Origin of the sequence: Psychrobacter sp. 78a-MNA-CIBAN-0178 (assembly GCF_040309625.1) — a bacterium.
Classification (GTDB): domain Bacteria; phylum Pseudomonadota; class Gammaproteobacteria; order Pseudomonadales; family Moraxellaceae; genus Psychrobacter; species Psychrobacter okhotskensis.
Map to the genome: position 1 here is coordinate 1 of NZ_JBEOOZ010000029.1, position 22,981 is coordinate 22,981.

Annotated in this window: 21 protein-coding genes; 13 read left to right on the top strand and 8 right to left on the bottom strand. The window is 44.0% G+C overall.

Translation table 11 applies throughout. From position 1 onward, the window contains the following. Positions 1-139: 139 nt before the first annotated feature. Positions 140-772, top strand: a complete 633-nt coding sequence (locus AAEY80_RS12495; RefSeq protein WP_201577913.1) for a DNA-3-methyladenine glycosylase — start codon at positions 140-142, stop codon at positions 770-772. Between the two features lie 70 nt (positions 773-842). Further along, complete coding sequence (locus tag AAEY80_RS12500; protein WP_173239562.1) at positions 843-1,154, top strand: YqfO family protein; 312 nt, start codon at positions 843-845, stop codon at positions 1,152-1,154. Between the two features lie 34 nt (positions 1,155-1,188). On the opposite strand, the gene AAEY80_RS12505 is transcribed toward AAEY80_RS12500, so the two are convergent. Together AAEY80_RS12505 and AAEY80_RS12510 are read right to left on the bottom strand one after the other, a co-directional pair. Continuing rightward, the gene (locus tag AAEY80_RS12505) at positions 1,189-1,551 is read right to left on the bottom strand and encodes a hypothetical protein (RefSeq protein ID WP_201577915.1); all 363 of its coding nucleotides are present in this window, start codon (positions 1,549-1,551) and stop codon (positions 1,189-1,191) included. Between the two features lie 245 nt (positions 1,552-1,796). Then, entirely contained in the window at positions 1,797-2,285 is a 489-nt protein-coding gene (locus AAEY80_RS12510) for a hypothetical protein (RefSeq protein WP_201577917.1), read from the bottom strand. 321 nt (positions 2,286-2,606) lie between these two features. Between AAEY80_RS12510 and AAEY80_RS12515 the strand changes: the two genes are divergently transcribed. Next, positions 2,607-3,314 carry a ZIP family metal transporter gene (locus tag AAEY80_RS12515; RefSeq protein ID WP_025651847.1) on the top strand — a complete coding sequence of 236 codons (708 nt, stop codon included), beginning with the start codon at positions 2,607-2,609 and terminating at the stop codon, positions 3,312-3,314. A 552-nt stretch (positions 3,315-3,866) separates the two neighbouring features. Here the strand turns inward: AAEY80_RS12515 and AAEY80_RS12520 are convergent. Continuing rightward, complete coding sequence (locus AAEY80_RS12520; RefSeq protein WP_101211315.1) at positions 3,867-4,070, bottom strand: CsbD family protein; 204 nt, start codon at positions 4,068-4,070, stop codon at positions 3,867-3,869. Positions 4,071-4,526: 456 nt separating this feature from the next. Next, complete coding sequence (locus tag AAEY80_RS12525; RefSeq protein WP_201567074.1) at positions 4,527-5,756, bottom strand: NADH:flavin oxidoreductase/NADH oxidase family protein; 1,230 nt, start codon at positions 5,754-5,756, stop codon at positions 4,527-4,529. Between the two features lie 288 nt (positions 5,757-6,044). Here AAEY80_RS12525 and AAEY80_RS12530 point away from each other — a divergent pair, with 288 nt between their 5' ends. Together AAEY80_RS12530 and AAEY80_RS12535 are read left to right on the top strand one after the other, a co-directional pair. Beyond that, a complete protein-coding gene (locus AAEY80_RS12530; RefSeq protein WP_025651850.1) occupies positions 6,045-6,827 on the top strand; it encodes a TetR/AcrR family transcriptional regulator in 783 nt (260 codons plus the stop codon). A gap of 85 nt (positions 6,828-6,912) precedes the next feature. Next, complete coding sequence (locus AAEY80_RS12535; RefSeq protein WP_350588404.1) at positions 6,913-9,111, top strand: molybdopterin oxidoreductase family protein; 2,199 nt, start codon at positions 6,913-6,915, stop codon at positions 9,109-9,111. A 56-nt stretch (positions 9,112-9,167) separates the two neighbouring features. On the opposite strand, the gene AAEY80_RS12540 is transcribed toward AAEY80_RS12535, so the two are convergent. Further along, the gene (locus tag AAEY80_RS12540) at positions 9,168-10,493 is read right to left on the bottom strand and encodes a D-amino acid dehydrogenase (protein ID WP_350588405.1); all 1,326 of its coding nucleotides are present in this window, start codon (positions 10,491-10,493) and stop codon (positions 9,168-9,170) included. 64 nt (positions 10,494-10,557) lie between these two features. Further along, complete coding sequence (ygfZ, locus tag AAEY80_RS12545; protein ID WP_201578136.1) at positions 10,558-11,310, bottom strand: CAF17-like 4Fe-4S cluster assembly/insertion protein YgfZ; 753 nt, start codon at positions 11,308-11,310, stop codon at positions 10,558-10,560. A 249-nt stretch (positions 11,311-11,559) separates the two neighbouring features. Between ygfZ and AAEY80_RS12550 the strand changes: the two genes are divergently transcribed. From AAEY80_RS12550 to AAEY80_RS12560, 3 genes are all read left to right on the top strand, one after another. Then, entirely contained in the window at positions 11,560-11,913 is a 354-nt protein-coding gene (locus AAEY80_RS12550; RefSeq protein ID WP_025651854.1) for a zinc ribbon domain-containing protein YjdM, read from the top strand. A 53-nt stretch (positions 11,914-11,966) separates the two neighbouring features. Beyond that, the gene (hemL, locus tag AAEY80_RS12555) at positions 11,967-13,268 is read left to right on the top strand and encodes a glutamate-1-semialdehyde 2,1-aminomutase (protein ID WP_201578135.1); all 1,302 of its coding nucleotides are present in this window, start codon (positions 11,967-11,969) and stop codon (positions 13,266-13,268) included. A 228-nt stretch (positions 13,269-13,496) separates the two neighbouring features. Beyond that, on the top strand, positions 13,497-15,251 hold the full coding sequence (locus AAEY80_RS12560; RefSeq protein ID WP_350588406.1) for an AMP-binding protein: 1,755 nt from the start codon (positions 13,497-13,499) through the stop codon (positions 15,249-15,251). An 89-nt stretch (positions 15,252-15,340) separates the two neighbouring features. Here the strand turns inward: AAEY80_RS12560 and AAEY80_RS12565 are convergent, their stop codons facing one another. Then, positions 15,341-15,673: an Mpo1-like protein gene (locus AAEY80_RS12565; RefSeq protein ID WP_227502370.1), complete on the bottom strand. Its 333-nt coding sequence runs from the start codon at positions 15,671-15,673 to the stop codon at positions 15,341-15,343. A gap of 433 nt (positions 15,674-16,106) precedes the next feature. Between AAEY80_RS12565 and ppx the strand changes: the two genes are divergently transcribed. The 3 genes from ppx (at position 16,107) to tilS (ending at position 20,578) form a co-directional block, all read left to right on the top strand. Next, complete coding sequence (gene ppx / locus AAEY80_RS12570; RefSeq protein WP_201567053.1) at positions 16,107-17,633, top strand: exopolyphosphatase; 1,527 nt, start codon at positions 16,107-16,109, stop codon at positions 17,631-17,633. Positions 17,634-17,831: 198 nt separating this feature from the next. Then, positions 17,832-18,635 (top strand): acetyl-CoA carboxylase carboxyltransferase subunit alpha, encoded by an 804-nt coding sequence (locus AAEY80_RS12575; protein ID WP_173239550.1) that lies wholly within the window; start codon positions 17,832-17,834, stop codon positions 18,633-18,635. Positions 18,636-18,997: 362 nt separating this feature from the next. Further along, on the top strand, positions 18,998-20,578 hold the full coding sequence (tilS, locus tag AAEY80_RS12580; protein WP_201577355.1) for a tRNA lysidine(34) synthetase TilS: 1,581 nt from the start codon (positions 18,998-19,000) through the stop codon (positions 20,576-20,578). Between the two features lie 33 nt (positions 20,579-20,611). Here tilS and AAEY80_RS12585 read toward each other — a convergent pair whose 3' ends face one another. Beyond that, on the bottom strand, positions 20,612-21,109 hold the full coding sequence (locus AAEY80_RS12585) for a GNAT family N-acetyltransferase (RefSeq protein ID WP_201567036.1): 498 nt from the start codon (positions 21,107-21,109) through the stop codon (positions 20,612-20,614). Positions 21,110-21,336: 227 nt separating this feature from the next. Here AAEY80_RS12585 and proC point away from each other — a divergent pair, with 227 nt between their 5' ends. Together proC and AAEY80_RS12595 are read left to right on the top strand one after the other, a co-directional pair. After that, positions 21,337-22,170 carry a pyrroline-5-carboxylate reductase gene (gene proC, locus AAEY80_RS12590; protein ID WP_201578449.1) on the top strand — a complete coding sequence of 278 codons (834 nt, stop codon included), beginning with the start codon at positions 21,337-21,339 and terminating at the stop codon, positions 22,168-22,170. Between the two features lie 165 nt (positions 22,171-22,335). After that, positions 22,336-22,905 carry a YggT family protein gene (locus AAEY80_RS12595; RefSeq protein ID WP_201577339.1) on the top strand — a complete coding sequence of 190 codons (570 nt, stop codon included), beginning with the start codon at positions 22,336-22,338 and terminating at the stop codon, positions 22,903-22,905. The last annotated feature ends 76 nt before the right edge of the window (positions 22,906-22,981 follow it).

Sequence of the window (22,981 nt, forward strand, 5' to 3'; positions counted from 1 at the left end):
AAGGTGCTAGGGTTTAGAACGCCTCTTGAGGTAAAATCTAGCTTCGGGTGCGTTGCACTTCAATGTTGAATCCAAGATACTTGTTTATTAATATTTGGTCATGTCAATTAGATGATAAAAATAAGAAAAGGTTTTGCTAATGTCTACTGCTTCATCAACTGTTTTAGACCCTAGTTGGTTTACTCGACCAACCTGTGTGGTCGCCGCTGATTTGATTGGCAAAGTACTGTGTAGAAAGTTAACGGATACCGATGGCACAGTGAAAATCTTGCGCATGCGTATCTCAGAAACCGAAGCCTATATCGGTAAGGACGACCCTGCTTGTCATTCGCATGCGGGTAGCCGAACGGCTCGTACTGAAATTATGTATGCGCAAGGCGGCATGTTTTATGTCTATCTGACTTACGGTGTGCATCATATGCTCAATCTGGTCAGCGGTGGAGAAGAGTCTCCTGAGTCGGTATTAATACGGGCTGGATTTTTGACCGACGATAGTGATCGTTTGATGGAAGAACAGCTTCTGAGCACGAATAAGCAACTTACTCATCCAACCCAGATGGCAGGTCCTGGCAAATTAACGAAGCGCTTACAAATTGATCGCGCGTTAAATGGCAAATCTATCAGTGTGGAGTCAGCAGTTTGGCTCGAAGATGATGGCTGTCAGCCACCGGTATCGCTGCGTCCTCGTATCGGCATTGACTACGCTGGCGATGCCAAAAACTGGCTATTGCGCTATATCTGGAGCGACCATCCTTCACTGTCAAAAAAATAAAACGATGGCTACTCTCTGATGGTAATAGAGCTGCTCTTTCATACTAATAGATAAAACAAAGGGTAACACTATGTACAAATTGACAGTTTTTGTTCCCGAAGCAGCATTAGAGCCAGTTAAGTCTGCTTTGTTTGCAGCAGGCGCTGGTACGATTGGCAATTACGAGTGCTGCTGCTGGCAAGTACAAGGGGTGGGGCAGTTTATGCCGCTGGCAGGCAGTGATCCGCATATTGGCGCGCAAGATAAGCTCGAAAAAGTTGATGAGTGGCGAGTTGAGATGGTGGTTGCTACTGCTAATATTGCTCAAGTCATTGAAGCACTAAAGCAGGCGCACCCTTATGAGACGCCTGCCTATGATGTCATCGAAGTGCTAGACTTTTGAGCTTTAAAGGTAGGTTATTAGCAGTGGTTTAGGCTTATTTTATCTTAATTACTTGATAGCCTGGATAGCCAAGTTCTATTTTATAATCTTTACTACCACGTGTGGCCTTTACCTTTATTTTGCTATCGCCTCTTTTATATTTGACGTCTTTGACACGGTAGCCCATATTACTGACTTTATTGGCGGCTCGTTGTTCGATAGCTGGTTGATAAAGCTCTTTATCAACGTTTTTGATAGCTTTTTTATGCTTCTTATAGACTTTACTGTCTTTATAAACGTCCTCGTAAAGGTCGCCGTACGCATTGTAGCCGGGGGCAGTGACGCAACCTGTCGTTATCATTAACGCTGTGACCATAGCGGTGGCAATGGTTGGCTTTAGTAGGGTTGTGATATTCATAATATCCTCTTATCAAGTTCAAGTTTTTTGACAGTGTTATAAAAAATGGCCAAACAAACCAAGGGCTGGCTTATTTGACCGTAGGCATCAATCGGTTGACGATGCCACAATGTTACTTTTAGACGCACTAAAGCAGACTTGGCATTACTTTTCCATAAACTGCGATACATTGTCTGAAATCTATCAATTGAACCTATGCAAATTTAACTGGATTACTGTTTTCACTGACATTGGCTTTATCAGTATCACCAGTTGTTTTTATATTTGTCTTTGTTTTTATACTTATTGTTCTTTTTGTATTTACCTTTATTTTTATACTTACCTTTTTTATCATAGTCGTGCTTATCGTAATCACGGTCGTTATCATACCTGTCATCGTCGCGTTTTTTCGACCAGTCTTGCCTGTTTGAGCTGATAAGCCTTAAATCAGGGTAGGTATACTTGAGCTCGTAGGCTTGATTGTTCTTTTTGGCATAGGCTGTGAGCAATCGATTACCGCGATAACGGTCAGATCTGATGTCCGTGACCTGATACCCTTTACGACGTAAATCGTTGCGCAGCTGTTGGCTAACGCGGTTATAGTTAGCATTGCTGTAACCCTTATCACCGCGATAGACGGACTGATTGTCATAGCCTGGACCAACGACGGTACAACCGACCATCGTGCCTAGCAAGGTAAGCGAAAGGCCTGCAGACATCGCTGTCTTCAATGAAAATAGCTGCAAAATCTTCATGATAAAATCTCCTACGATATTTTTGGATTAATAATTACCGGATTGCTTTTCACATCTAACAGCGTCATGTGGTTGATGTCTATGTCACTTGGTAGCCTTTATAAATGCAGAAGTAATAATTGCATGACTAACTGACTTTCTTATTTATCTGATGGCTAGAAATATTTTCTTACATTATCTATGATAAGACACAAAACTTGATGTTAAGTGTCATTTGCGTTAATAAGTTGTAATTGCCCGTTTAATGATATATCGCTTAATTGATCACTTAGCTAACAAAGCAGCATATCTCTGAATGGTAGCGATGAAAAGGAACCATAAATGCTATTCAAGCTTATTTTGTTTTCAGCTTTTGCAGGTATAACCGTGTTTATAGGCGGTTTATTGGCCAATGTTTTTGACCACCATGTCACAGACAGCCCAGTCAAATATGAATTTATTCATACCTCGATGTCGTTCGGTGCGGGTATTATTTTATCGGCATTGGCATTCGTTTTATTGCCAAAGGGTATGGAGGTATTGAGTGTTTGGGGTGTCACAGGCTCATTTTTATCAGGGGCCATCCTGTTTATGCTGCTGGATCGTAAGTTGGCTGAATCGAATAGTCAGCAGGCAACCTTACTCGCTATGATGATGGACTTTGTACCGGAGTCCATCGCGCTAGGAGCGGTATTCGCGATTGAACCGCAGCTGTCGCTATTATTAGCATTGTTTATTGGTCTGCAAAACCTTCCAGAGTCATTCAATGCCTTTCGTGATATGGTGCAGAGCGGTTTTAGTGTTAAAAGGACGTTGACCATCTTTTTTGGACTCAGTTTTTTTGGCGTTATATCTGCGCTGATCGGGCATTTTTTATTGAGCGAGCATCCTAATCTTACCGCCCATCTTATGATTTTTGCGAGTGGGGGTATTTTATATCTACTTATCCAAGATATCATTCCTGCCAGTAAGCTGGATAAGAGTTATCTGACCTCGCTTGGGGCAACGCTCGGCTTTTTGGTCGGTATTTTTGGGGAAATGCTGATTTGAAAATAGCAATAAAATCGTTATCAGGTTCTCGTGTAAGCATATGCTTACACACAATGACGTTTACGCGACTTAACATCGGAGTGAGAATTAGGCATTATACATACACGGCATAAGGGAATGTAACTCAAGGATTGAGTTGACCGCATTAAGGATAATGATTCGTTTACTAGCGTCAGGATGATAATAGTGAACGAAGAAAGGATACATAACCTTTGCTAGTAGCATTATTAATGCTAATAACGGTAGTAAACAGGGCAGGATGCCCGATATCGCAACACACTGAACGTTATGCAAGGATGCATAGATTACAGTCGTGATAGGTAACATGGATGGTTAACAATAAAACCGCATAACAATCAATTGCTATGCGGTTTTATCGTGTCTAGAGCTTAAGAGTTTTTTATTCAACCTTTTTTAGATACGTTATTGAGTAGTGTATAAAGCGTTAAATGGCTGCTAACAAAAAAACCGCATAAGATTTATGCGGTTTTTTGACTTATTAGATCATCGAATTAAATCATCAATAGCATTGTTCGCTATTTGACTGATAACTTAGTATTTGTTTTCGCGACGCCAGTCATCTACTTCACGTTCAGCATCTTCTTTTGCATGGCCATAACGCTCTTGTACACGACCGACCAGCTTATCGCGGCTACCTTCGATATGGGTTAAATCATCATCAGTCAGATCAGCCCATTTTTGTTTTACTGAGCCTTTCACTTGGTTCCATTCGCCTTTTAGAGTATGTTCGTTCATTGTTATATTCCTTTTTTGATTATTTGTTTATCAAGACATTTATCCCATCTGGCCTTTCTTAACATTTTATTCAGTAGCTTTTTTCTAATGACCGTTTTACTTGATAAGCTCTTGTTTAATAAGAACTCGTCGAGTCGTTATAAAAAATTTATAAAAACAAGCTAGCTGATGTATCTAATATAGGCGTCAAGAATTCGGCTGTCTGTATGCGCAATGTTTAGAGTGTTACTTCATGATAGCAATCTGCATGGCTATGTTATGGAGACCATCTTTGTGTAATAAAGCAGGGGTTTTATCAGTGCAATAGGTAAATGAATTAAGAAAGGGTTTATTGAAAAATAAAAATGAGCGTGCTTTCTCAATAACGCGAACCCTATATTCGTATAGGCAAATAAAAAACAGGCGCTATTAATAAAATGGCGTCTGCTTTTTACTGTGGTTATTAATCGATTTAGGCTACTTAGCCAAATAATCTTGATAACGTTTTGTTAATTTCTTTAAGCGTATGCGGTCGCTAATTAACGAAAATAGTGGCGAGGCATTGGTCTTAGGTGTTTTTCCTTGCCCCATGCGTTGTAGCTGACGCTTAATGACCGCCATGGTGGCGATAGCGCTCAAGGTTTTGTCTTTCCAGCGTACGGCTGGGTCGTGCGCACTTAGTTGCTCATTGTGTTGCCAATCATTGGGCAAAGATGGGTTCATGGCGAGCGCAGTGCCCATGCCGACGATATCGATACCTTGAGCCAATACGGATTCTGCTACCGCTAAACGCCTGACCCCACCAGTAGTCATCATCGGCATGCTGGCCACTTGTGCAATCTCGGCGGCGAACGCTAAAAAGTAGGCTTCTCGCTGTAAGGTTCTACCATCTGCCGTTGTACCTTGCATCGCCGGACTCTCATAGCTGCCACCCGACAGTTCAACCAAATCAACACCAAGCCCGCGCATCGCTAAAACAACAGCTTTGGCATCATCAGCATCAAAGCCACCACGTTGAAAATCAGCCGAATTTAATTTGACTGATACCGCAAAGCTAGGGGCGACTTGGGCACGGACGGCTTTAATCACCGAAATTAATAAGCGCATACGATTCTCGATTGAACCGCCAAATTCATCAGTGCGCTTATTGGTCAACGGCGATAAAAACTGTGATATCAAGTAACCATGAGCCCCGTGAATTTGCACACCATCGAAGCCCGCTTGTTCAGCTTTGGCAGCGGTATCGACGAAGCGTTGAACCAGCTGCTCAATATCCTCGTGGGTCATGGCACAAGGCTTGCCAAACAGATGAGAGTGCTTTCCTAAATCAAGGGAAACGTCAGAAGGTGACAACACATCGCCTCCCATAGCTGCATAGACTTGGCGACCCGGATGATTGATTTGCATCCAAATGTGGCTATGGTTCTTTTTAACCGTTTGCGCCCATGCTTGAAAGGGTGCTAAATCACTGTCTTTCTCTAATACGATGCCACCAGGTCCCGTCATTGCTCGGCCATCAACCATAACATTACCAGTAATCAGTAACCCAGTACCGCCTTCCGCCCAGCGTTGGTATAGGCGCAAAATAGTAGGACCGGGGATTTGCCCTTTATCTGCCATGTTTTCTTCCATAGCGGCTTTGGCTAAGCGGTTTGGCAGCACAGCGCCACATGGCAAGGTAAAAGGAGAGAAAACGGCTGATGTCATAATAAATCCTAAGTATCGTCAATTCTATATAAGTCGATTCTATATAAATGGCGTGCAGTGTCAGGCTTGCTCAGTCTGTTATTGCTAAGACTTAGCGAGCCTTTCTTGTATCCAACTTATCTTGAAACGACTGCATGTGGTTTTGGGGAGGTTTTTATAACCCTCTTTTTCTAAAAACTTTGTACTAAAAATTTAAGCTATAGACTTATAGTTTAAATGACTATAGTCTTATAGTCGATGTAGTAATTATTCCCGTAAGTCATTTTAAAATATAAATCGAGGTCAACATTGAAGGCAAATGCTAAAACAGACTTCATCAGTGCAGATGACAGTGCAACAACTGAAACAAAGCGTGAGCTGGCAAAAGCCAAGACACGACGCGCGCTCCTAAAAAGTGCCTTGCAGCTCTATCGTGTGGAAGGTGCTTGTGGCATGAGTATGAATAAAGTGGCCAAGGGCGCAGGCATCGCGCAGCCGAGTTTTTACAATCATTTTGCGAGCTTAGAGGCGCTGCAACAAGAGCTGGGTGCTCAGCTTAAGGAGAACTATTTATCGCCCATGCGTATGGCGTGGATTGATATGCTAAAGGATTATCCTAGATTAACTAAAGCGCAGTTCAATGAGCGTTGTCAGCACTGCTTAAATATGATTTTTGATGCAGCATTTCAGAATATTGCTTTATTTCAGCGTTTGCTCGAAGACCGTCTGCGCTTTGCCCCAAGTATAAAAGAGCAAGATTTATTGAATGAATGTTTATTAACTAGCGATTCAAAAAATCCAGCCCAAGAAAATAACAGCCTATTGGATAAGGGTTTAGGCAATTTAATGACCGAAATACAAGAAGAGTGGACGGCAATATTTATAAAAGGATTGTCCTTATCTGGATGTTCTTTTGAACGCTCGGAAGTCAATCTTTGTGTCGATATCGCCGCCGCTCAAGTCCATGAATTAATAGTTGGCTGTCATCAGCAGCGTTATAGCAGACAGCAAGCTATCTCGATGTTAAGCACAAATTTCGATGCGCTTTTTAGTCAATTCTTTACCACAGAATGGCAAGAAATGAGCGGCTAATCATCAAGGCAGTCCAATTTATAAAAAGATTTAAACGGAATTTACATAGCAAAAACGCGGATAAAAAATAATAGGGAGCACGACGATGAGTAATGAGCCAACCAAAAACAATGAGCAAACCCATTTTAGAACTTGTAACCTATGCGAGGCGATGTGCGGTATCGTCATCAAACACGATGGCGATAAGGTGCTATCGATTAAAGGCGATAAAGATGACCCTTTTTCGCAAGGTTATATTTGCCCGAAAGCGACGGCTTTGCAAGATTTGCATGAAGATCCTGATCGCTTGCGTCAACCCGTTGAGAGAACGGCGAATGGCTGGAAGGAAATCAGCTGGCCTGAAGCGCTAGATAAAGTAGCAGCGGGCGTCCAAACGGTACAAAAAAAATATGGTAAAAATGCGCTCGGTATCTATCTGGGCAACCCCAACGTGCATAACCTAGGCGGGATGTTGACCGTTAAGCACTTATTAACCAGTATAAAGACGCGCAGTCGTTTTTCTGCCACCTCAATCGACCAATTACCGCATCATATCGTCTGCATGCATCTCTTTGGTCATATGCTGCGCATCCCAGTACCCGATGTCAATCGTACCCAGTATATGCTGATTATTGGCGGCAATCCGCTGGCATCTAACGGCAGTATTATGACTGCCCCCAATATGCGCCAGAAGCTAAAAGATATCAAAGCCCGTGATGGCAAGGTGGTGGTGATTGATCCAAGGCGCACAGAAACGGCAGATATTGCTAGCGAGCACCATTTTATTCGTCCAGCGACCGATGTCTTATTACTGCTAGCAATGCTCAACGAAATCTATCTACAAGGCTATGCGGATAAGGCACAGATTGATAATAGGGCGGCGGCTCTAACGCCAGAAATTTCACGACTCGCAGACTTTGCTAAAACCTATACCGCAGAGTCAGTTGCTGATATTACTGGTATTACGGCACCTGAAATCAAACGCCTCGTCAAAGAGTTTTGTGAAGCGGAAAGCTCAGTCTGCTATGGCCGTATGGGCATATCGGTGCAAGAGTTCGGCTTATTAAGTCAGTATCTGTCTATGATAATCAATATCGTCAGCGGTCGCTTAGATGAAGTGGGTGGTTTGATGTTCCCTAATCCGGCGGTCGATCTGGTGAATAACTCTGGCCCCGGCTATTTAGGTAAGCGCCACAGTCGCGTCAGCAATTTGCCTGATTTTAATGGCGATTACCCCGTGGTTGCGATGGCAGATGAGATGCTCGTGGAAGGCGAAGGACAGCTAAAAGGCTTTATCACTGTCGCAGGCAACCCGGTGCTCAGCACTCCGAACGGTGAAAAACTAGATGAAGCTTTAGCAAAGTTGGACTTTATGGTTTCATTTGATTATTTCGTGACAGAAACCAGTCGCCACGCCAATATTATTTTGCCACCCGTATCACCGCTAGAGCGTGATCATTATGACGTCACCTTTAATGGTTTTGCGGTGCACAACGTCGCTAAATACTCTCCAGCGTTATTTGCTAAGCAAAAAAATGCCAAACACGATTGGCAAATCTACCTAGAATTAGCAGAGCGACTGGATAAAAAAGCCCCTCTGGCGACCAAAGTTGAGCGTCGATTGGTAAAGACGTTAGGACCAAAAATAATACTCGATCAAGGCTTAAAGCGTGGGCCTTATTACCATATGAGTTTGAGGAAACTAAAGAAACATCCCCATGGTATGGATCTTGGGCCACTAAAAACGATGCTGCCGCAAGCGTTAAAACATAAAGACCAGCAGATTCATCTTAACGTTGATTTTTATCAGGCGGATCTAGAGCGTGTACAAGATATGATGGAGCAATATAATGATAAACAGATTCTATTGATTGGTCGTCGCCATGTGCGTAGCAACAACTCGTGGCTACACAATAGCCATCGTTTGGTCAAAGGCAAACCACGCTGTACCCTGATGCTGCATCCTGAAACAGCGGAAAACTATGGTATTAAAGATGGTCAAGAGGTGAAAGTTACCTCACGCGTTGGTCACGTGACGATCGTCGCAGAAGTGACGGATGAGCTGATGCCGGGCGTGGTTAGTATTCCTCATGGTTGGGGTCATGGGCGCAAAGGCGTGAAGCAGAAAATCGCGCAAGCGCATGCTGGCGTTAGTGTTAACGACTTGACGGACGATACGTTAATCGATCAGCTAAGTGGTAATGCAGCGGTCAATGGTGTACCAGTACAGCTAGAAGCAATCGAGCTAGAAGGGGTTGATTTGAACACGACTGATGCTAAGGTTGAATCTACTAGTGCGGCATAAAATAACTTTAAAAATTTTAGTTTAAATGAAGAAGGTACTTATATTAGTGCCTTTTTTTATACTTTTAGACCAATAAAATCAAAATCTACCTGCGGCGTCTCGCCTTGCATCAATAAGCTAATAGCCTTTGCAGAACCGCAAGCATGAGTCCAACCAAGCGTGCCATGCCCCGTATTTAGCCATAGATTATCAAAAGTCGCGTGCGTATTATGACTGCCATGCCGCACTTGACCGCTATGCGCGCGCCCAATTAATGGCACATTAGAAGGGGTCATCGGTCGTAGCCCCGTCCAATATTGCACAGAATTGGCAATGATACCTTTCGGGAATAGTTGCTGCACACGGCGAGTAATCGCTTCACAGCGGGTACTATTTAAGTCCAAATTATAGCCGTTAAATTCAGCCGTTCCTGCGACGCGTAATTTATCGCCAAGGCGTGAGGTTACTAACTTAAACTCGTCATCAATGAGGCTGACAAAGGGAGCGAGATGCGGGGCGCGAGGATTGATTTGATAAGTGGCTGAGTAGCCTTTGGCTGGAAATATGGGTGCGTGTATTCCCAAAGGTTTTAGTAATGACACGCTATAGCTACCGAGGGCTAGCACATGGCTATCAGCACTAAAAGTTTGCGCGTTTTCACCCTTGGGACGAATGATAATACTATGGATATGTGGACTGTTAGAGTTGGCGTCTGCGTTTAACGCCAACACTTCCGTATCATATAAGAATTGCACGCCAGCATCGGCGCAACGCTCAGCTAGACGCTGAGTAAATAAGTGCGCGTTACCCGATTCATCATGGCTGGTATAGGTTGCGCCCGTGAGCTTATGGGCAATAGGGTAAAGTGCTGGCTCCAAACTGACCGCGTTATTAATGTCGATGACATGGCGCTCACAGCCCAGCGCTTGCATACGCTCTGTTGGCGCAATAGCAGCGTCAAACTCTGCTTGGTTGGTATAAAAATGCATGATGCCGCGCGTTTGCTGCTCATAATTGATACCGATGTCAGCACGTAGTTGCTGCAAAGCATCGCGTGAATACAGACCCAAACGCACCATTTGTACCAGATTGGCATCGGCTCGTTCAGCACGACATTCTTGCAAAAATTGCATGGCCCATTTGAGCTGTGCCTTATCAGCACGCAAGCGATAGAGCAATGGTGCGTCCTCGCGAAACAGCCATTTAAGCGCCTTCATTGGTGTGGCAGGATTCGCCCAAGGGGTCGCATGCGAAACCGATATCTGCCCACCATTGGCAAAGGAGGTTTGCATACCGGCGGCTGGCTCACGCTCAATGACGGTCACATCGTAGCCTGCTTGGCAAAGATACCAGGCGCTGGTTACGCCCACCACACCCGCTCCGAGTACCGCAATATGGGTCATAGATTGCTCTGCTGCGTTTTTAGTAAAAGTGCTTTAAATAGTGCTTACTGTTTTGGGTTTTGGGTTACTTTTGGCGCGCCACATCCGCTTGTAGTGCTGGCGGTAAGTCTAATATCGTAAGCTCGCTATCGGCCAAATGCTCAGGACGGGCAACCACTAATGCCTCAAAGCCTTCGGCAGTGGCAATCGCATTGACTATCTGAATTTTCTCTAGCTTGTCACCTGCTGCTGGGACATCACCTGAGCCTTTTACATAATGTAAAAATGCTTTGGGTGCCGCTTTAAAATAGATGCGAGCGATGACTTCCTGACCTAGATAGCAGCCTTTATCGTAGTCCATACCACCGCGCTGATGCAGACGCAGCTCTTGCGGCTGAAACTCGCCTTGTGTTGCTGCCACGATCCAATAGTTACCGTTTTCGATACTGTGCTGCATCCAAGCTTGAGTATCTTCAGCAGTATTATGCTCATCCTTATGACTAAAGGTCGGCTCATCGCCAATCACGCAAGGATAAATTGGCGTTGGCGCGCTGGTCTCAAACTTGAAAAAAGCACCGTATTTTTTTAAATGTGCTTGGAAGGATTCAACACAATCGGCACTAACGACCACATCAAATTGATTTTCGTCTTGTTTTTTTATCCAAAGACCAAAATCAATACGCCCTTTAATATTACTAAGCGCTGTGGGCTGGTAGCTGAGGCCGATTTTGGTTACATCAGTGGTGATTTGACCCTGTAAGAATTTTTCGGCATCCTCGCCCTGTAAGGTTAATTGTGCAAACTGCGGCAAAGCCGATACATTTGAAGACTGAGTCATTGTTACTATCCTTATAATGGAATTTTATTCTAAATATTTAGGTGTTAAAACTATATGAGGCTAAGAAGAGTACCACAAAAAACACTGCTATAAAAAACGCTACGGTTAAGGTCTAGATTGGGTGCAGTCCCCAATTTTCAACCGTGCCAATTGGTTAAAGGGCGCGAGTTGCGGTACAATGATATAACTAGGCTAGGGTCTAGGCTGGGTCTAGAATAAACCTAAATGATGATGGCTGCTGAGGAAATTATGAGCTTACCAAATTGCCCAAAATGTGATGCTGAATATACGTACGAAGATGGTGCGTTACTGATATGTCCGATGTGTGCTCATGAATGGACGGCGGCTGAAACAGATGCGGCTGAAGCTGCAGACCAAGACGCCGTCATTCGTGATGCAGTTGGTAACGAGTTGCAAGACGGTGATGCAGTTACTGTCATTAAAGACTTAAAGGTCAAAGGCTCTTCAGTCATTATTAAAGTAGGCACTAAGGCGAAAAGCATTCGTCTATTGCCAGATGCTACTGACGGCCATGATATTGACTGTAAACTTGATGGCTACGGTCCAATGAAGCTTAAGTCTTCGGTCGTTAAAAAGGCTTAAACAACTTTAATAAAAAAATGAATTTACTGTTAATAAAATAATAGAGAATAACTATGAGCACTAAAAACGAACAGCTATTTGCGCAAGCACGCAAACACATTCCAGGTGGCGTCAACTCGCCAGTCCGTGCCTTTGCAGGAGTAGGTGGTACACCTATCTTTATGCACCGTGCTAACGGCAGCAAAATCTATGATACCGAAGACAATGCTTACATCGATTATGTTGGCTCTTGGGGTCCAATGATTTTGGGTCATGCGCATCCAAAAGTAATTGATGCAGTCAAAAAAGCGGCTGATGATGGTTTAAGCTTCGGTACCCCAACACCGTTTGAGACCACCGTTGCAGATAAAATTTGTGAAATCGTCCCGAGCGTTGAGATGATTCGTATGACCAGCTCAGGCACAGAAGCGACCATGAGTGCCATTCGTCTAGCACGTGGTTATACCCAGCGCGACAAAATCGTCAAATTTGAAGGTTGTTACCATGGACATTCAGACAGCTTATTGGTAAAAGCAGGCTCAGGTATGCTTGATATCGGTGAGCCAACGTCAAAAGGCGTGCCAGCAGACTTCGCTAAGCACACGATTACGATTCCTTATAATGACCCACAAGCGATTAAAGACTGCTTTGAAAAATGGGGTGATGAAATTGCCTGCGTTATCTTGGAGCCGATCGCTGGCAATATGAATATGGTCATTCCGAGCCAAGAGTTTCATGATACCTTGCGTGCAGAGTGTACTGCCAACGGTTCAGTGCTTATCTTTGATGAAGTTATGACGGGCTTTCGTGTTGGACTTGGCGGTGCACAAGCGCATTTCGGTATCGACCCTGACCTAACTTGCTTTGGTAAAATTATCGGTGCAGGCTTGCCCGTTGGCGCTTTCGGTGGTAAAAAAGACATTATGTCGTGTATTGCGCCACTCGGCGGTGTCTATCAAGCCGGCACATTATCAGGCAACCCACTGGCGATGCGTGCCGGTATTGCTATGTTTGAAGACTTAACGACAGACGGGTTTTATGATGAATTAGCAGCGAAAGTAGACCATCTAGTTGATGGTTTCCAAGCAGCTGCGGACAAACATGGCATTAATATGCGTACCAATAAATTGGGCGGCATGTTTGGCATGTTCTTTGTCAAAGACAGTGCAACCGAAACGCCAAAGAATTTTGATGATGTGACAGAGTGCGATATGACCGTGTTTAATACTTTCTTTCACGGTATGCTCGATCGCGGTATTTATCTGGCACCCTCTGCTTATGAGGCGGGCTTTATGTCTATCAAGCATAGCGATGCAGACATCGAGGCATCAATCAAAGCTGCCGATGAGATATTTGCAGAAATGGCCAACGCATAATCTAAATATTCATCATCGTAAAAACTAAGTTTTAAACTTTTAAAATAAAAACCAGCCAATGTGCTGGTTTTTTTATGGCTAGGGTATGTCCTGACTCTGGATGGAAGTGACTAAATAGGCTAAAAATGGCGGGCATGCAGAAGAAGCCATGATTGCCCATCTATAAAACAGACAATAAGTTGTGCTATTCTGAGGCTAATGATAATGACTGAGCAAGGACGCGACCTAATGAGTAATAGCTTTGAAAATAACTCGCCTAGCGCCACGGTTCCTCCATTGTGGCAAGCCGCCTATGAGCAATATGGACTAAAAAATAACTTGGATGTGTTAGAAGGTAAGCACAATCTGCTGGATTTACTACAACCAAAAATTGAGCAGCATAGTGAGTCGGTGGCTTTTAGTATGGGAACAGCCACAGTAACCTTTGCCCAACTAGATATTGCTAGCCGCCGTTTTGCTGCCTTTCTACAAGCAGAAAATATCGAAAAAGGGGCACGAATTGCCGTACAGCTGCCAAATATATTGCAGTACGCGGTGGCATTGCTCGGTTGTCTACGGGCAGGCGCGGTATTGGTCAATGTCAATCCGATGTATACCCATTATGAATTGGCGCATCAGCTGACTGACTCTCAAGCCTGCGGATTGATCGTCCTTGATGGGATGACAGCCGCTTACGATCAGCTCGATGAAGAGGTAAAAGCGCAATTATCCTTGGTCGTACATTGTTCCGTAGACCCCAATGCCGAACCTGCCGATAACGATATCGCCTTACTGACGCGCATCGACCAGACAGCAAACATAACTAATAGCCAAGCAAACAGTGTTCGCACAACCACAGACGATAGCGCTACAAACAATACTTCAGTACATAGTGTCAGCTTTGCCCACATTATGAGTGCATGCCACGCTGAGCAATATAAGCCCGTTACTATCACGCGCGAAGATTTAGCCTTGTTACAGTATACGGGTGGCACGACTGGCAAGCCAAAAGGCGCGATGCTCACACACTATAATGTGATGGCTAATGTCTGTCAGTGTTATGCGATGTTTGGCAGTGCGATTGAAACAGGTCGCAGTGAGCAGATTAAAATACTCAATCCGCTACCGCTGTACCATATTTTCTCATTCACCGTTTGTGGTCTGCTCGGCATCTATGGTGGTTGGGAAGACATACTGGTCACCAACCCGCGTGATATTGATGGGCTGGTCAAGACCATCGAGCAGCATCGTCCGCATGTCATTCCGTCGGTCAATACCTTATTCATTGGGATGCTGCATCATCCAAAATTTGCTAGCCTTGATTTTAGTCGCTTGGCCTTATCTATCGGGGGCGGCACCGCGATTATCAAAGCAGTGTCTGATCAATGGCAACAAGGCACTGGCATGATTATCAACGAAGGTTATGGCATGTCGGAGACCGCGCCAGTTATCTCTTTTAACCCACCAGGTATAGATGGTTTTAATGGTAGCGTCGGTCTACCGCTCGCTATGATGGATATCAAAATCATAGACGACAATGGCTCAGCATGTGCTATCGGAACGCCGGGAGAAGTCGGTATCAAAGGGCCACAAGTAATGCAGGGTTATTGGCGCCAAGACAATAGCGATACCTTTACTAATGATGGCTACTTTAAATCAGGTGATATTGGGCTACTGAATAAACAAGGCTTTTTGACCCTCGTTGATCGTAAGAAAGACATGATATTGGTGTCAGGCTTTAACGTGTATCCTAACGAAGTAGAAGCAGCGTTGACTGAGCATCCAAAAGTGCTCGAGGTGGCGGTCATCGGAATTGAAGATGCGCATAGCGGTGAAGTACCCAAAGCTTTTGTAGTAAAAAAAGATTCGAGCTTAACGGCTGAGGAGCTGGCAGCCTTTGCCAGTGAACGTCTGACTGGCTATAAACGCCCGCAGTCATACGAGTTTATCGATGAGTTGCCTAAGACCGCAGTCGGTAAAATATTGCGTAAATCCTTACGCTAAATCAGCATTTTATTAAAGCTAAAAAACTGGATTGCTATTTTGGCAGTCCAGTTTTTTATGTTTTATCTATATTAATCATAAACTTAGCTTTATCGTGCTTTATCAAATTTGCGATCTTTTAAACTTACATTACCACGTAGCACGTCGCTATACATACGAAAATCGCTGGCAAAGCTTTTTAGCGGAAATTTAAAAGAGGCGGGCTTGTTTTTCTCAAAAAAGAAATGCCCGACCCAAGCACAAGCGTAGCCTGCAGCGATGCCTTTGAGTAATGGTTTTGGCGAACGGGTTTTGACCGACTTTGCCAAGCCTAATAAGCCAAAACTACTGCCTGCAAAATGCAGTCGTCGGCATGCCATATTTTGATGTTCATCCAAATAAAAATCATAAAAGTTTGGCTTCGTTGGACTGACCGTCTTCATGATGTCCTTTTTGGCCGTGCCGATAGTAGCAGCGTCGGTATATTTCGTAGTGTTTTGTGTGGCAACTTGATTCATTTTTAGCTTCCTTGCTAATCGTCTATCGAAAACAGGCATTAGGGCAAATCATTGAGAGATTTTTTAATTCATTAAAACTTATGCTTGATAAGTAAGTGTTTGTTCTTTATTACAATATTCATGATTTTTAATGTAGCAAATCGCCATTAGTAACACAAGCGTCAAGTGTGGGCTACTTGTCTGTGTTGTCATCGGGTACTAGCCAAGGTTGCGTCTTACTTGCCACTATTTGGCATAAATGCTTTAATGGCAAAACTCGCTGTGTTTCGCTCAGTGAGCTGTGTTTTTTATCTATCCGTTTTCTTATTTTTCAGCAAATATCCTATCCTTTTTATCTAACACGGTAACGATATATCCTATGCCTAATGACTACCTAGCAAACCCACCGATCGCCGATGATGAAATGATGGCAGCCATTGATATTGGTTCCAACAGCTTTCATTTAGCCATTGCCCGTCTTGACCACGGTGAGGTGCGAAAAGTGGTTTCGATGTCCGAAAAGGTGCAGTTGGCAGCAGGATTGGATGAGAATAATATATTGGGCGCGGCGGCTGAACAGCGAGGACTTGAATGTCTAAGTCGGTTTGTTGCGCGTCTTGATTCAGTACCACCTGAGCGTATTCGTGTGGTGGCGACCAATGCCTTGCGCCAAGCTAAGAATGCCAATGACTTTATCACTCGGGCCAATAAAATCTTACCCAAGCCGATCGAAATCATCGCTGGACGAGAAGAGGCGCGTCTAATTTATTTGGGCGTCTCGCACACCAACGCCAGTAGCGATAAGCGTTTGGTCATCGATATCGGCGGTGGCTCGACCGAGTTCATCATTGGTCAAGAGTTCGATCCGCTATTGACCGAAAGTTTACAGATGGGCTGTGTTGCCTTTACCAAAAAATATTTTGATGATGGGCAAATTACCAAAGAAGCGTTTAACAATGCGATATCAGGCGCGCGCAAAGAAGTATTAGCGATTAATGGTCGCTACCAAAAAACCGGTTGGAGTAGTGTGGTTGGCTCTAGTGGCACGATTAAGGCGGTGCGTAACGTCCTCGTCTCTAAAGGCTGGGCGGATGAGCAAGAACGCATTACTTATAAAGGCGTCAAAAAACTAGAAAAATTATTGATTAAGATTGGCAATGTCAATGACATCGAATTAGAAGGCGTCAAGGAGCATCGTAAAGCCGTCTTCCCCGCAGGCGTGGCGGTGCTACGGGCGGTGATGAAGGTGCTGGGCATTGAGACCATTGTTTACTCAGATGGCGCGCTACGCGAAGGCGTTATGTATGACATGTTGGGGCGCTTTGCCAGTGAAGACGTGCGTGACCGTAGTGTGCTGGCACTTATTAAACGCTACTCAGGCGATAAAAAACAAGCCAAACAAGTAGTAAGAACCAGTCGCAATTTGTTTGAACAGGTGAAGGCGAAGCTATCACTCAGTAGCGACGATGGCGATTTGCTCAGGCGGGCAGCGTTTTTGCATGAAATAGGCCTAGCCATTAGCCATAGTAGCTACCACAAGCACAGCGCGTATTTACTTGAACATTCTGATATTCCTGGGTTTTCACAAGTAGATCAAAAGCGTATGGCGCAGCTGATGCTCAATCATCGCCGCAAGCTCAAATCGGATATGTTAGAGCAGACTGGTACTATTGGCGGTGATTCGCTGGTGTATTTATGCTTATTGTTACGGTTAGCCGTACTCGCGCATCACAGCCGTAGCGATAACGAACTACCAACGTTGCAGCTTCAAGTCGTTGATACCAAATGTTGGCAAATCACAGTGACGGATAACAATGAGCATTATGCGTTCTTATTATCAGATTTACATAATGAGGTCGAGCAGTTTGCCAAGTGGGGCGTGACACTAAGCGTGGTCGAGGCATAAGTGCTGAGCGCTAGCATTGAGTCGTTACTATTGTGATGAGTAAGCTACAGATTAACGTAACAAAAGCGGCTTTGTCAGTAATGTCATGGCATTTAAGATGTGCTACTATAGCTTCTATTGAGTTTACAACTGTACTTTTATTATCTATAAACCGATAACGATGCTATTGTTAAATATAATTATTAAAGGGAAAGGTCTATGAGCACTGTCTGGGATAGTGTGCAGCTTGCACGGCACGCCAAGCGTCCATTATTTATGGACTATGTTAATCAGCTGTTTACCGAATTTGATGAATTGCATGGCGATCGTGCGTTTGCCGATGACAAAGCGATTCTGGGTGGCCTTGCGCGCTTTGACGGTATGCCAGTGATGGTTATCGGTCAGCATCGAGGTCGCAGCACGCGCGAGCGTATCGCCCATAACTTTGGTATGGCCAATCCTGAAGGCTATCGCAAAGTCATTCGCTTGGTAAAGATGGCGGAACGTTTTAATATTCCGGTGATGACCTTTGTTGATACCCAAGGCGCCTATCCGGGTATTGGTGCCGAAGAGCGCGGGCAGGCGCAAGCCATTGCTGAGAGTATTGCGGTTTTTTCTAGCCTAAAAGTGCCGATTATCGTGACCATTATCGGTGAAGGTGGCTCAGGTGGCGCGTTAGCGATTGGCGTTGGGGATAAGGTCAATATGCTACAGAATAGCATTTACTCAGTTATTTCTCCGGAAGGCTGTGCCTCTATCCTGTGGAAAACAGCCGAAAAAGCGCAAGATGCCAGTGAAGCCTTAAAATTAAATGCCATTAATCTCTATCAAATGGGCTTAATTGATGCAGTGATTGATGAAGGCGAGGGCGCTCATATTCAGCCACAACCAGTCATGACGGCTTTGAAAGCACTCATTGCTGAGCAGTTAGATGAGATCAAGGATTTGGATGCGCAGGAGCGTTGCGAGCTGCGTTATGAGAAGCTAAAAACCTTTAACTCAGAAGTAATGTTGCCTGCTTAATAGGTTGGCATTGTGCTTTTTTAGATTGGGCTTGTTTAGAGTAAGGTCAATTTATTATTGAGCACCTATTAAGTATTTAACGCTCAGCTTTTGATATTAGATAGTTATCCTTAATGTTAAAACAAAAAATGCTAAAATAAAAACGTGTCATTTTATGGCGCGTTTTTTTGTGCCAACAAACTTCTGCATTAATAATGTATATATAGTCAGTGAAAAGTAATATCGAACCATGATGCACTGCTGATATTAATTTTTCTTGCTTGCCGTGCCTGCGCAGACAGAGGCTACAAAAATTGATATCAGCAATACCGTCGCGTTTTTAGGATATCTTGACTATAGTAACTCAATAAATAAGATGAATTATGACCAGCAGCGCAATCCTCCAATATACTATTGAGCCAATAGCTGAGCAGCCAATTGATACTTATTTGGCTGAGGCGTTATTAACCAGTTTGGCTGAATATAGCGAACGGCTACACGGTCGCCGACTTTGGCTGGCTTGTAGTGGTGGTCGCGATTCCTTGGCACTTGCGGCGTTATGTGTGCAGCTCTATCGACACGGTAAATTGCCATTTTTGCCGCAATTACTGCATGTTAATCATGGTCTACAAGTGGACAGTGGCATCTGGGCGAAGCATGTGGCGAAATGGGCGGAGGCTCAAGAGATACCTTGTCGGATTTTATCAGCGCAAGTAGACGGTCATGATGAGCAAGCCGCTAGGCAAGCGCGCTATGACGTTATGCGAGCGCAACTCAATCAAGACGATGTGTTGCTCTTAGCGCATCATGCCGATGACCAAGCAGAAACGGTACTGATGCGGTTGATTCAAGGCGCTGGGGTGAATGGCTTGTCGGGTATGCAGCCATGGCATCTACAGACGCAAGGTAGGCGGCGAAATATATTGTGGCGACCTTGGCTGACCGTCCAGCGTACCAGTATTAGTGCCTATGCTCAGCGTCTGAAATTGCCCTATATCGACGACCCGACCAATGACGCTGGCGACAATGTACGTAGCGGATTACGTCAAGACGTTATGCCAGTATTAGCAAAATATAACCCCAACGTCATTGATAACATTGCTCGTAGTGCGCAGCTACTAAGTGACGCGCAAGCGACGGTCAGCGCTCAAGCAGAACAAGACATGCAGCAAACGGCTATTACCTCGTTACAACTGCCACCTGCACAATATGTATTAAATATTGACGAGCTACAGAAACTACCGCTTTATCGCCAACGCCAATTACTGCACTGTTGGCTAGCTCAAGATGAGCCATTACCGCCGGCTAAGCAGTTAGTTGATGAGGTACTAAACCTAGCTGAGCGCAATGATAACGATCACCAAACCATTCTTTTTTGGCAAGGTCGCCAGCAGTCTTATAGCATTCGGCGCTACCGCCAGCAGCTTTATCGGCTGAGCAATGAGTGGCTGACATGGCTGAATATGCCGCTTGATGAACAAACTCAACCGTTAGCGCCAGCCAATTTATCTAGCAATATTAGCACTGGCGTATTTGATGATAATTTGGTATCGATTTGTTTACGAACGAGTGCTGATTTTACATGGCAGTTGCAGATATTACCTCAGGTATTGGCACAGTTATTAGACAATACAAAAGGTGAGCATGCGTTACAGACAGTAGTGAAGCCAGTATTTAATATAAGAGCATTAGATCGCAAGCAGCGTGTGCAAACGGCATTGGCGTCGCGTCCGCAATCCGGTAAAAAGCTGTATCAAACCTTGGGTATCCCTTCATGGATGCGTGAGAGTTTAATGGTTATTAGTGCAGTGTGCACTTATGATGAAGAATTGCCATTATTGCTAGTATCACCGTTTGAAAGTTGGGTGTTAGGGACTGATAAGTCATCAACAGCCATTAGAAATGATAGTAGTATTTTAGACAGTGCTATCGGAAGTGTTCTAAGTGTAAATAATTTTTTGTGATAAATTTTACTCATTCTGAGTTAAGAAGTTAGATTATTTTTTTCTTACCATTTTGATATCTGTGATTTTAGTACCTTCGTAGCATTCTTCACTATTATCTCCAGTATAGACAAAACCGAATTTTTTATAAAAATCGATAGCTGCTGTATTAGATTCTAGTACCCATAAATAAAAGTGGGTATTGATATTAGACTCTAAGATGTCTTGCAACGACGTCTTCATTAACTCAGTTCCTATACCTAGCCTCTGATATTCTGGTAAAACATACAAAGTCGTAATTTCATAGCTATTATTTTTATTAAAATATCCAATAAATCCTAAGCTTTTATGGTTAGTATCATGTGCTACCCACACAACGACATCGTGATGAACGATTAACGCTCGCCACATTTCTGTTTTTTCGAATAGGTTGTTTTTGTTGCTAATATAAGACTCTGGTAGCAAACCTAAGTAGGCGGCACCCCAACTCTCAAAGTGCATGTTAGCAATATCTGTAAAGTCGTCTAGATTGCCTCTACGCACAAAATACATCGTTTACTCCAAAAAACTTAAAAATAGTTTGAAAATGACATTTCTCAATTTACTAACTAAGCTATGAAAGAGTCTGTGATAATTTAGTAGTTGAATAGGATTTTAGGCTAATAATGAGCTCGGGAATTTATCAAACGGTCGTAGTAGCAGTATGGTAAACTGAGTGTCATTTTAAATACCATTATGTTACTTTGATTGCCTTTGAAATTTTTGAGTAGGAGACACACATGTCAGTATTAGATAATAAGAAAATCAGTTTTGTCGGTGGCGGAAATATGGCGCAGGCCTTGATTAGCGGTCTTGTAAGCTGCGGCATCAAGCCCAGTCTGATTACCGTGGCTGATCCTAGCGGCGACGCGCGCGAGCAACTAGCCGCTAAGGGATTAAACACTGTAGATCCAACCGCTAATCCAACCGCCGCTATTACCGATGCTGATATTGTCGTACTGGCAGTAAAACCGCAAGTGATGAAACCAGTCGTCAGCGCTTTTGCAGATGTATTGGACAAGCAGCTAGTGATTTCGGTGGCAGCTGGCTTGTCGACGGATATTTTGTCTGGCATGCTAGGCGGCTATCGCAATATCGTGCGCGCAATGCCAAATACACCTGCCATGATTCAGATGGGGGCGACGGGCCTTTATGGTACGGATGATATCTCTACTGAACAAAAGCAATTAGCCACTGCAGTAATGGAAGCCTCTGGTCTGGTCATGTGGGTTGATGACGAAGAGCATATGCACGCGGTCACCGCTGTCTCAGGGTCAGCTCCGGCGTATGTGTTTTACTTCATAGAGTCGATGATCGATGGTGCTGTCGCTTTAGGTTTAGATAAAGAGCAAGCGTCAGCGCTCGCGATGCAAACTATGCTAGGCGCTGCAAAAATGGCAAAAGATAGTGATGACACGCCAAGTGAGTTACGTCGCAAAGTGACTTCACCGAATGGCACTACGCAAGCGGCGATAGAATCCATGCAAGCGAACGACATCGGTCGCCAAATCGCTGAGGCTATGAAAGCCTGCTCGGATCGAAGTCAAGCGCTTAGCGAAGAGATGAGTGAGTAAACCTTTATATTGATAACGGTATTTAGGCATGTTATCGAGAAATACGCTGGTGAGTTTATCGCATCAGCCTGACACCGATAATAAGCCGTATGACCCTATCATGCGTTTAATATGGACCAACGTCATCCTAAAATCTGTTAATAATGGCACATTGAGTAGCGCTTCATGAATAACCTATTACCGCATATTTTTGATCTAGTTACTACCTTTGCGATGTTACTAATCTTTATTCGCTTTATGTTGCAGTTCGCAGGTATGGATGAAAGTGAACCTATGATTGCGCCGGCTTATAGAGCTACCCGTATCGTAGATGTCTTTGGGCGTATCTTTCCCACGTTAGGGGGAGGACGCATTAGTATCGCTGCTATCGTGCTGATGTTTCTGATACGTTTGATAGACATATCAGGCAAGGCGGCTCTAGCGCAAAAAGGAATAGCACCGATTCCGCTGTTTTTTGTGGGTTCGTTGAGTCTGGTTGAAGACTTTTTGCGTATGTGTCGCTACTTAGTCATTGGCTCTATTATCGTCAGCTGGATAGTGGTGTTTACTCAGTCAGCGCACCCCATCATTGGAATTATTATGCAGCTAGCTGAACCAATATTGGCACCGTTTCGTCGTATCATACCGAACATAGGCATGCTTGATTTATCACCCATTGCAGCTTTTATTGTATTCATCGTCATAGAAAAAGGTTTACAAGAATTCATGCAAAGTTTCCTACCGGTGCTTGGTTAAATGAATCGCTGTGAATAAAATAAAGAATTGTATTCAAAAAGACGCTCTATTAATACAGAGCGTCTTTTTTTATTTA

Coding starts and splice junctions, on each gene's coding strand:
- AAEY80_RS12505 (WP_201577915.1), bottom strand. CDS start 1,551: ATGAATATCACAACCCTACTAAAGCCAACCATTGCCACCGCTATGGTC.
- AAEY80_RS12495 (WP_201577913.1), top strand. CDS start 140: ATGTCTACTGCTTCATCAACTGTTTTAGACCCTAGTTGGTTTACTCGA.
- AAEY80_RS12575 (WP_173239550.1), top strand. CDS start 17,832: ATGAGCACTGTCTGGGATAGTGTGCAGCTTGCACGGCACGCCAAGCGT.
- AAEY80_RS12535 (WP_350588404.1), top strand. CDS start 6,913: ATGAGTAATGAGCCAACCAAAAACAATGAGCAAACCCATTTTAGAACT.
- proC (WP_201578449.1), top strand. CDS start 21,337: ATGTCAGTATTAGATAATAAGAAAATCAGTTTTGTCGGTGGCGGAAAT.
- ppx (WP_201567053.1), top strand. CDS start 16,107: ATGCCTAATGACTACCTAGCAAACCCACCGATCGCCGATGATGAAATG.
- ygfZ (WP_201578136.1), bottom strand. CDS start 11,310: ATGACTCAGTCTTCAAATGTATCGGCTTTGCCGCAGTTTGCACAATTA.
- AAEY80_RS12520 (WP_101211315.1), bottom strand. CDS start 4,070: ATGAACGAACATACTCTAAAAGGCGAATGGAACCAAGTGAAAGGCTCA.
- AAEY80_RS12525 (WP_201567074.1), bottom strand. CDS start 5,756: ATGACATCAGCCGTTTTCTCTCCTTTTACCTTGCCATGTGGCGCTGTG.
- AAEY80_RS12585 (WP_201567036.1), bottom strand. CDS start 21,109: ATGTATTTTGTGCGTAGAGGCAATCTAGACGACTTTACAGATATTGCT.
- AAEY80_RS12550 (WP_025651854.1), top strand. CDS start 11,560: ATGAGCTTACCAAATTGCCCAAAATGTGATGCTGAATATACGTACGAA.
- AAEY80_RS12540 (WP_350588405.1), bottom strand. CDS start 10,493: ATGACCCATATTGCGGTACTCGGAGCGGGTGTGGTGGGCGTAACCAGC.
- hemL (WP_201578135.1), top strand. CDS start 11,967: ATGAGCACTAAAAACGAACAGCTATTTGCGCAAGCACGCAAACACATT.
- AAEY80_RS12515 (WP_025651847.1), top strand. CDS start 2,607: ATGCTATTCAAGCTTATTTTGTTTTCAGCTTTTGCAGGTATAACCGTG.
- AAEY80_RS12560 (WP_350588406.1), top strand. CDS start 13,497: ATGAGTAATAGCTTTGAAAATAACTCGCCTAGCGCCACGGTTCCTCCA.
- AAEY80_RS12595 (WP_201577339.1), top strand. CDS start 22,336: ATGAATAACCTATTACCGCATATTTTTGATCTAGTTACTACCTTTGCG.
- AAEY80_RS12510 (WP_201577917.1), bottom strand. CDS start 2,285: ATGAAGATTTTGCAGCTATTTTCATTGAAGACAGCGATGTCTGCAGGC.
- tilS (WP_201577355.1), top strand. CDS start 18,998: ATGACCAGCAGCGCAATCCTCCAATATACTATTGAGCCAATAGCTGAG.
- AAEY80_RS12565 (WP_227502370.1), bottom strand. CDS start 15,673: ATGAAGACGGTCAGTCCAACGAAGCCAAACTTTTATGATTTTTATTTG.
- AAEY80_RS12500 (WP_173239562.1), top strand. CDS start 843: ATGTACAAATTGACAGTTTTTGTTCCCGAAGCAGCATTAGAGCCAGTT.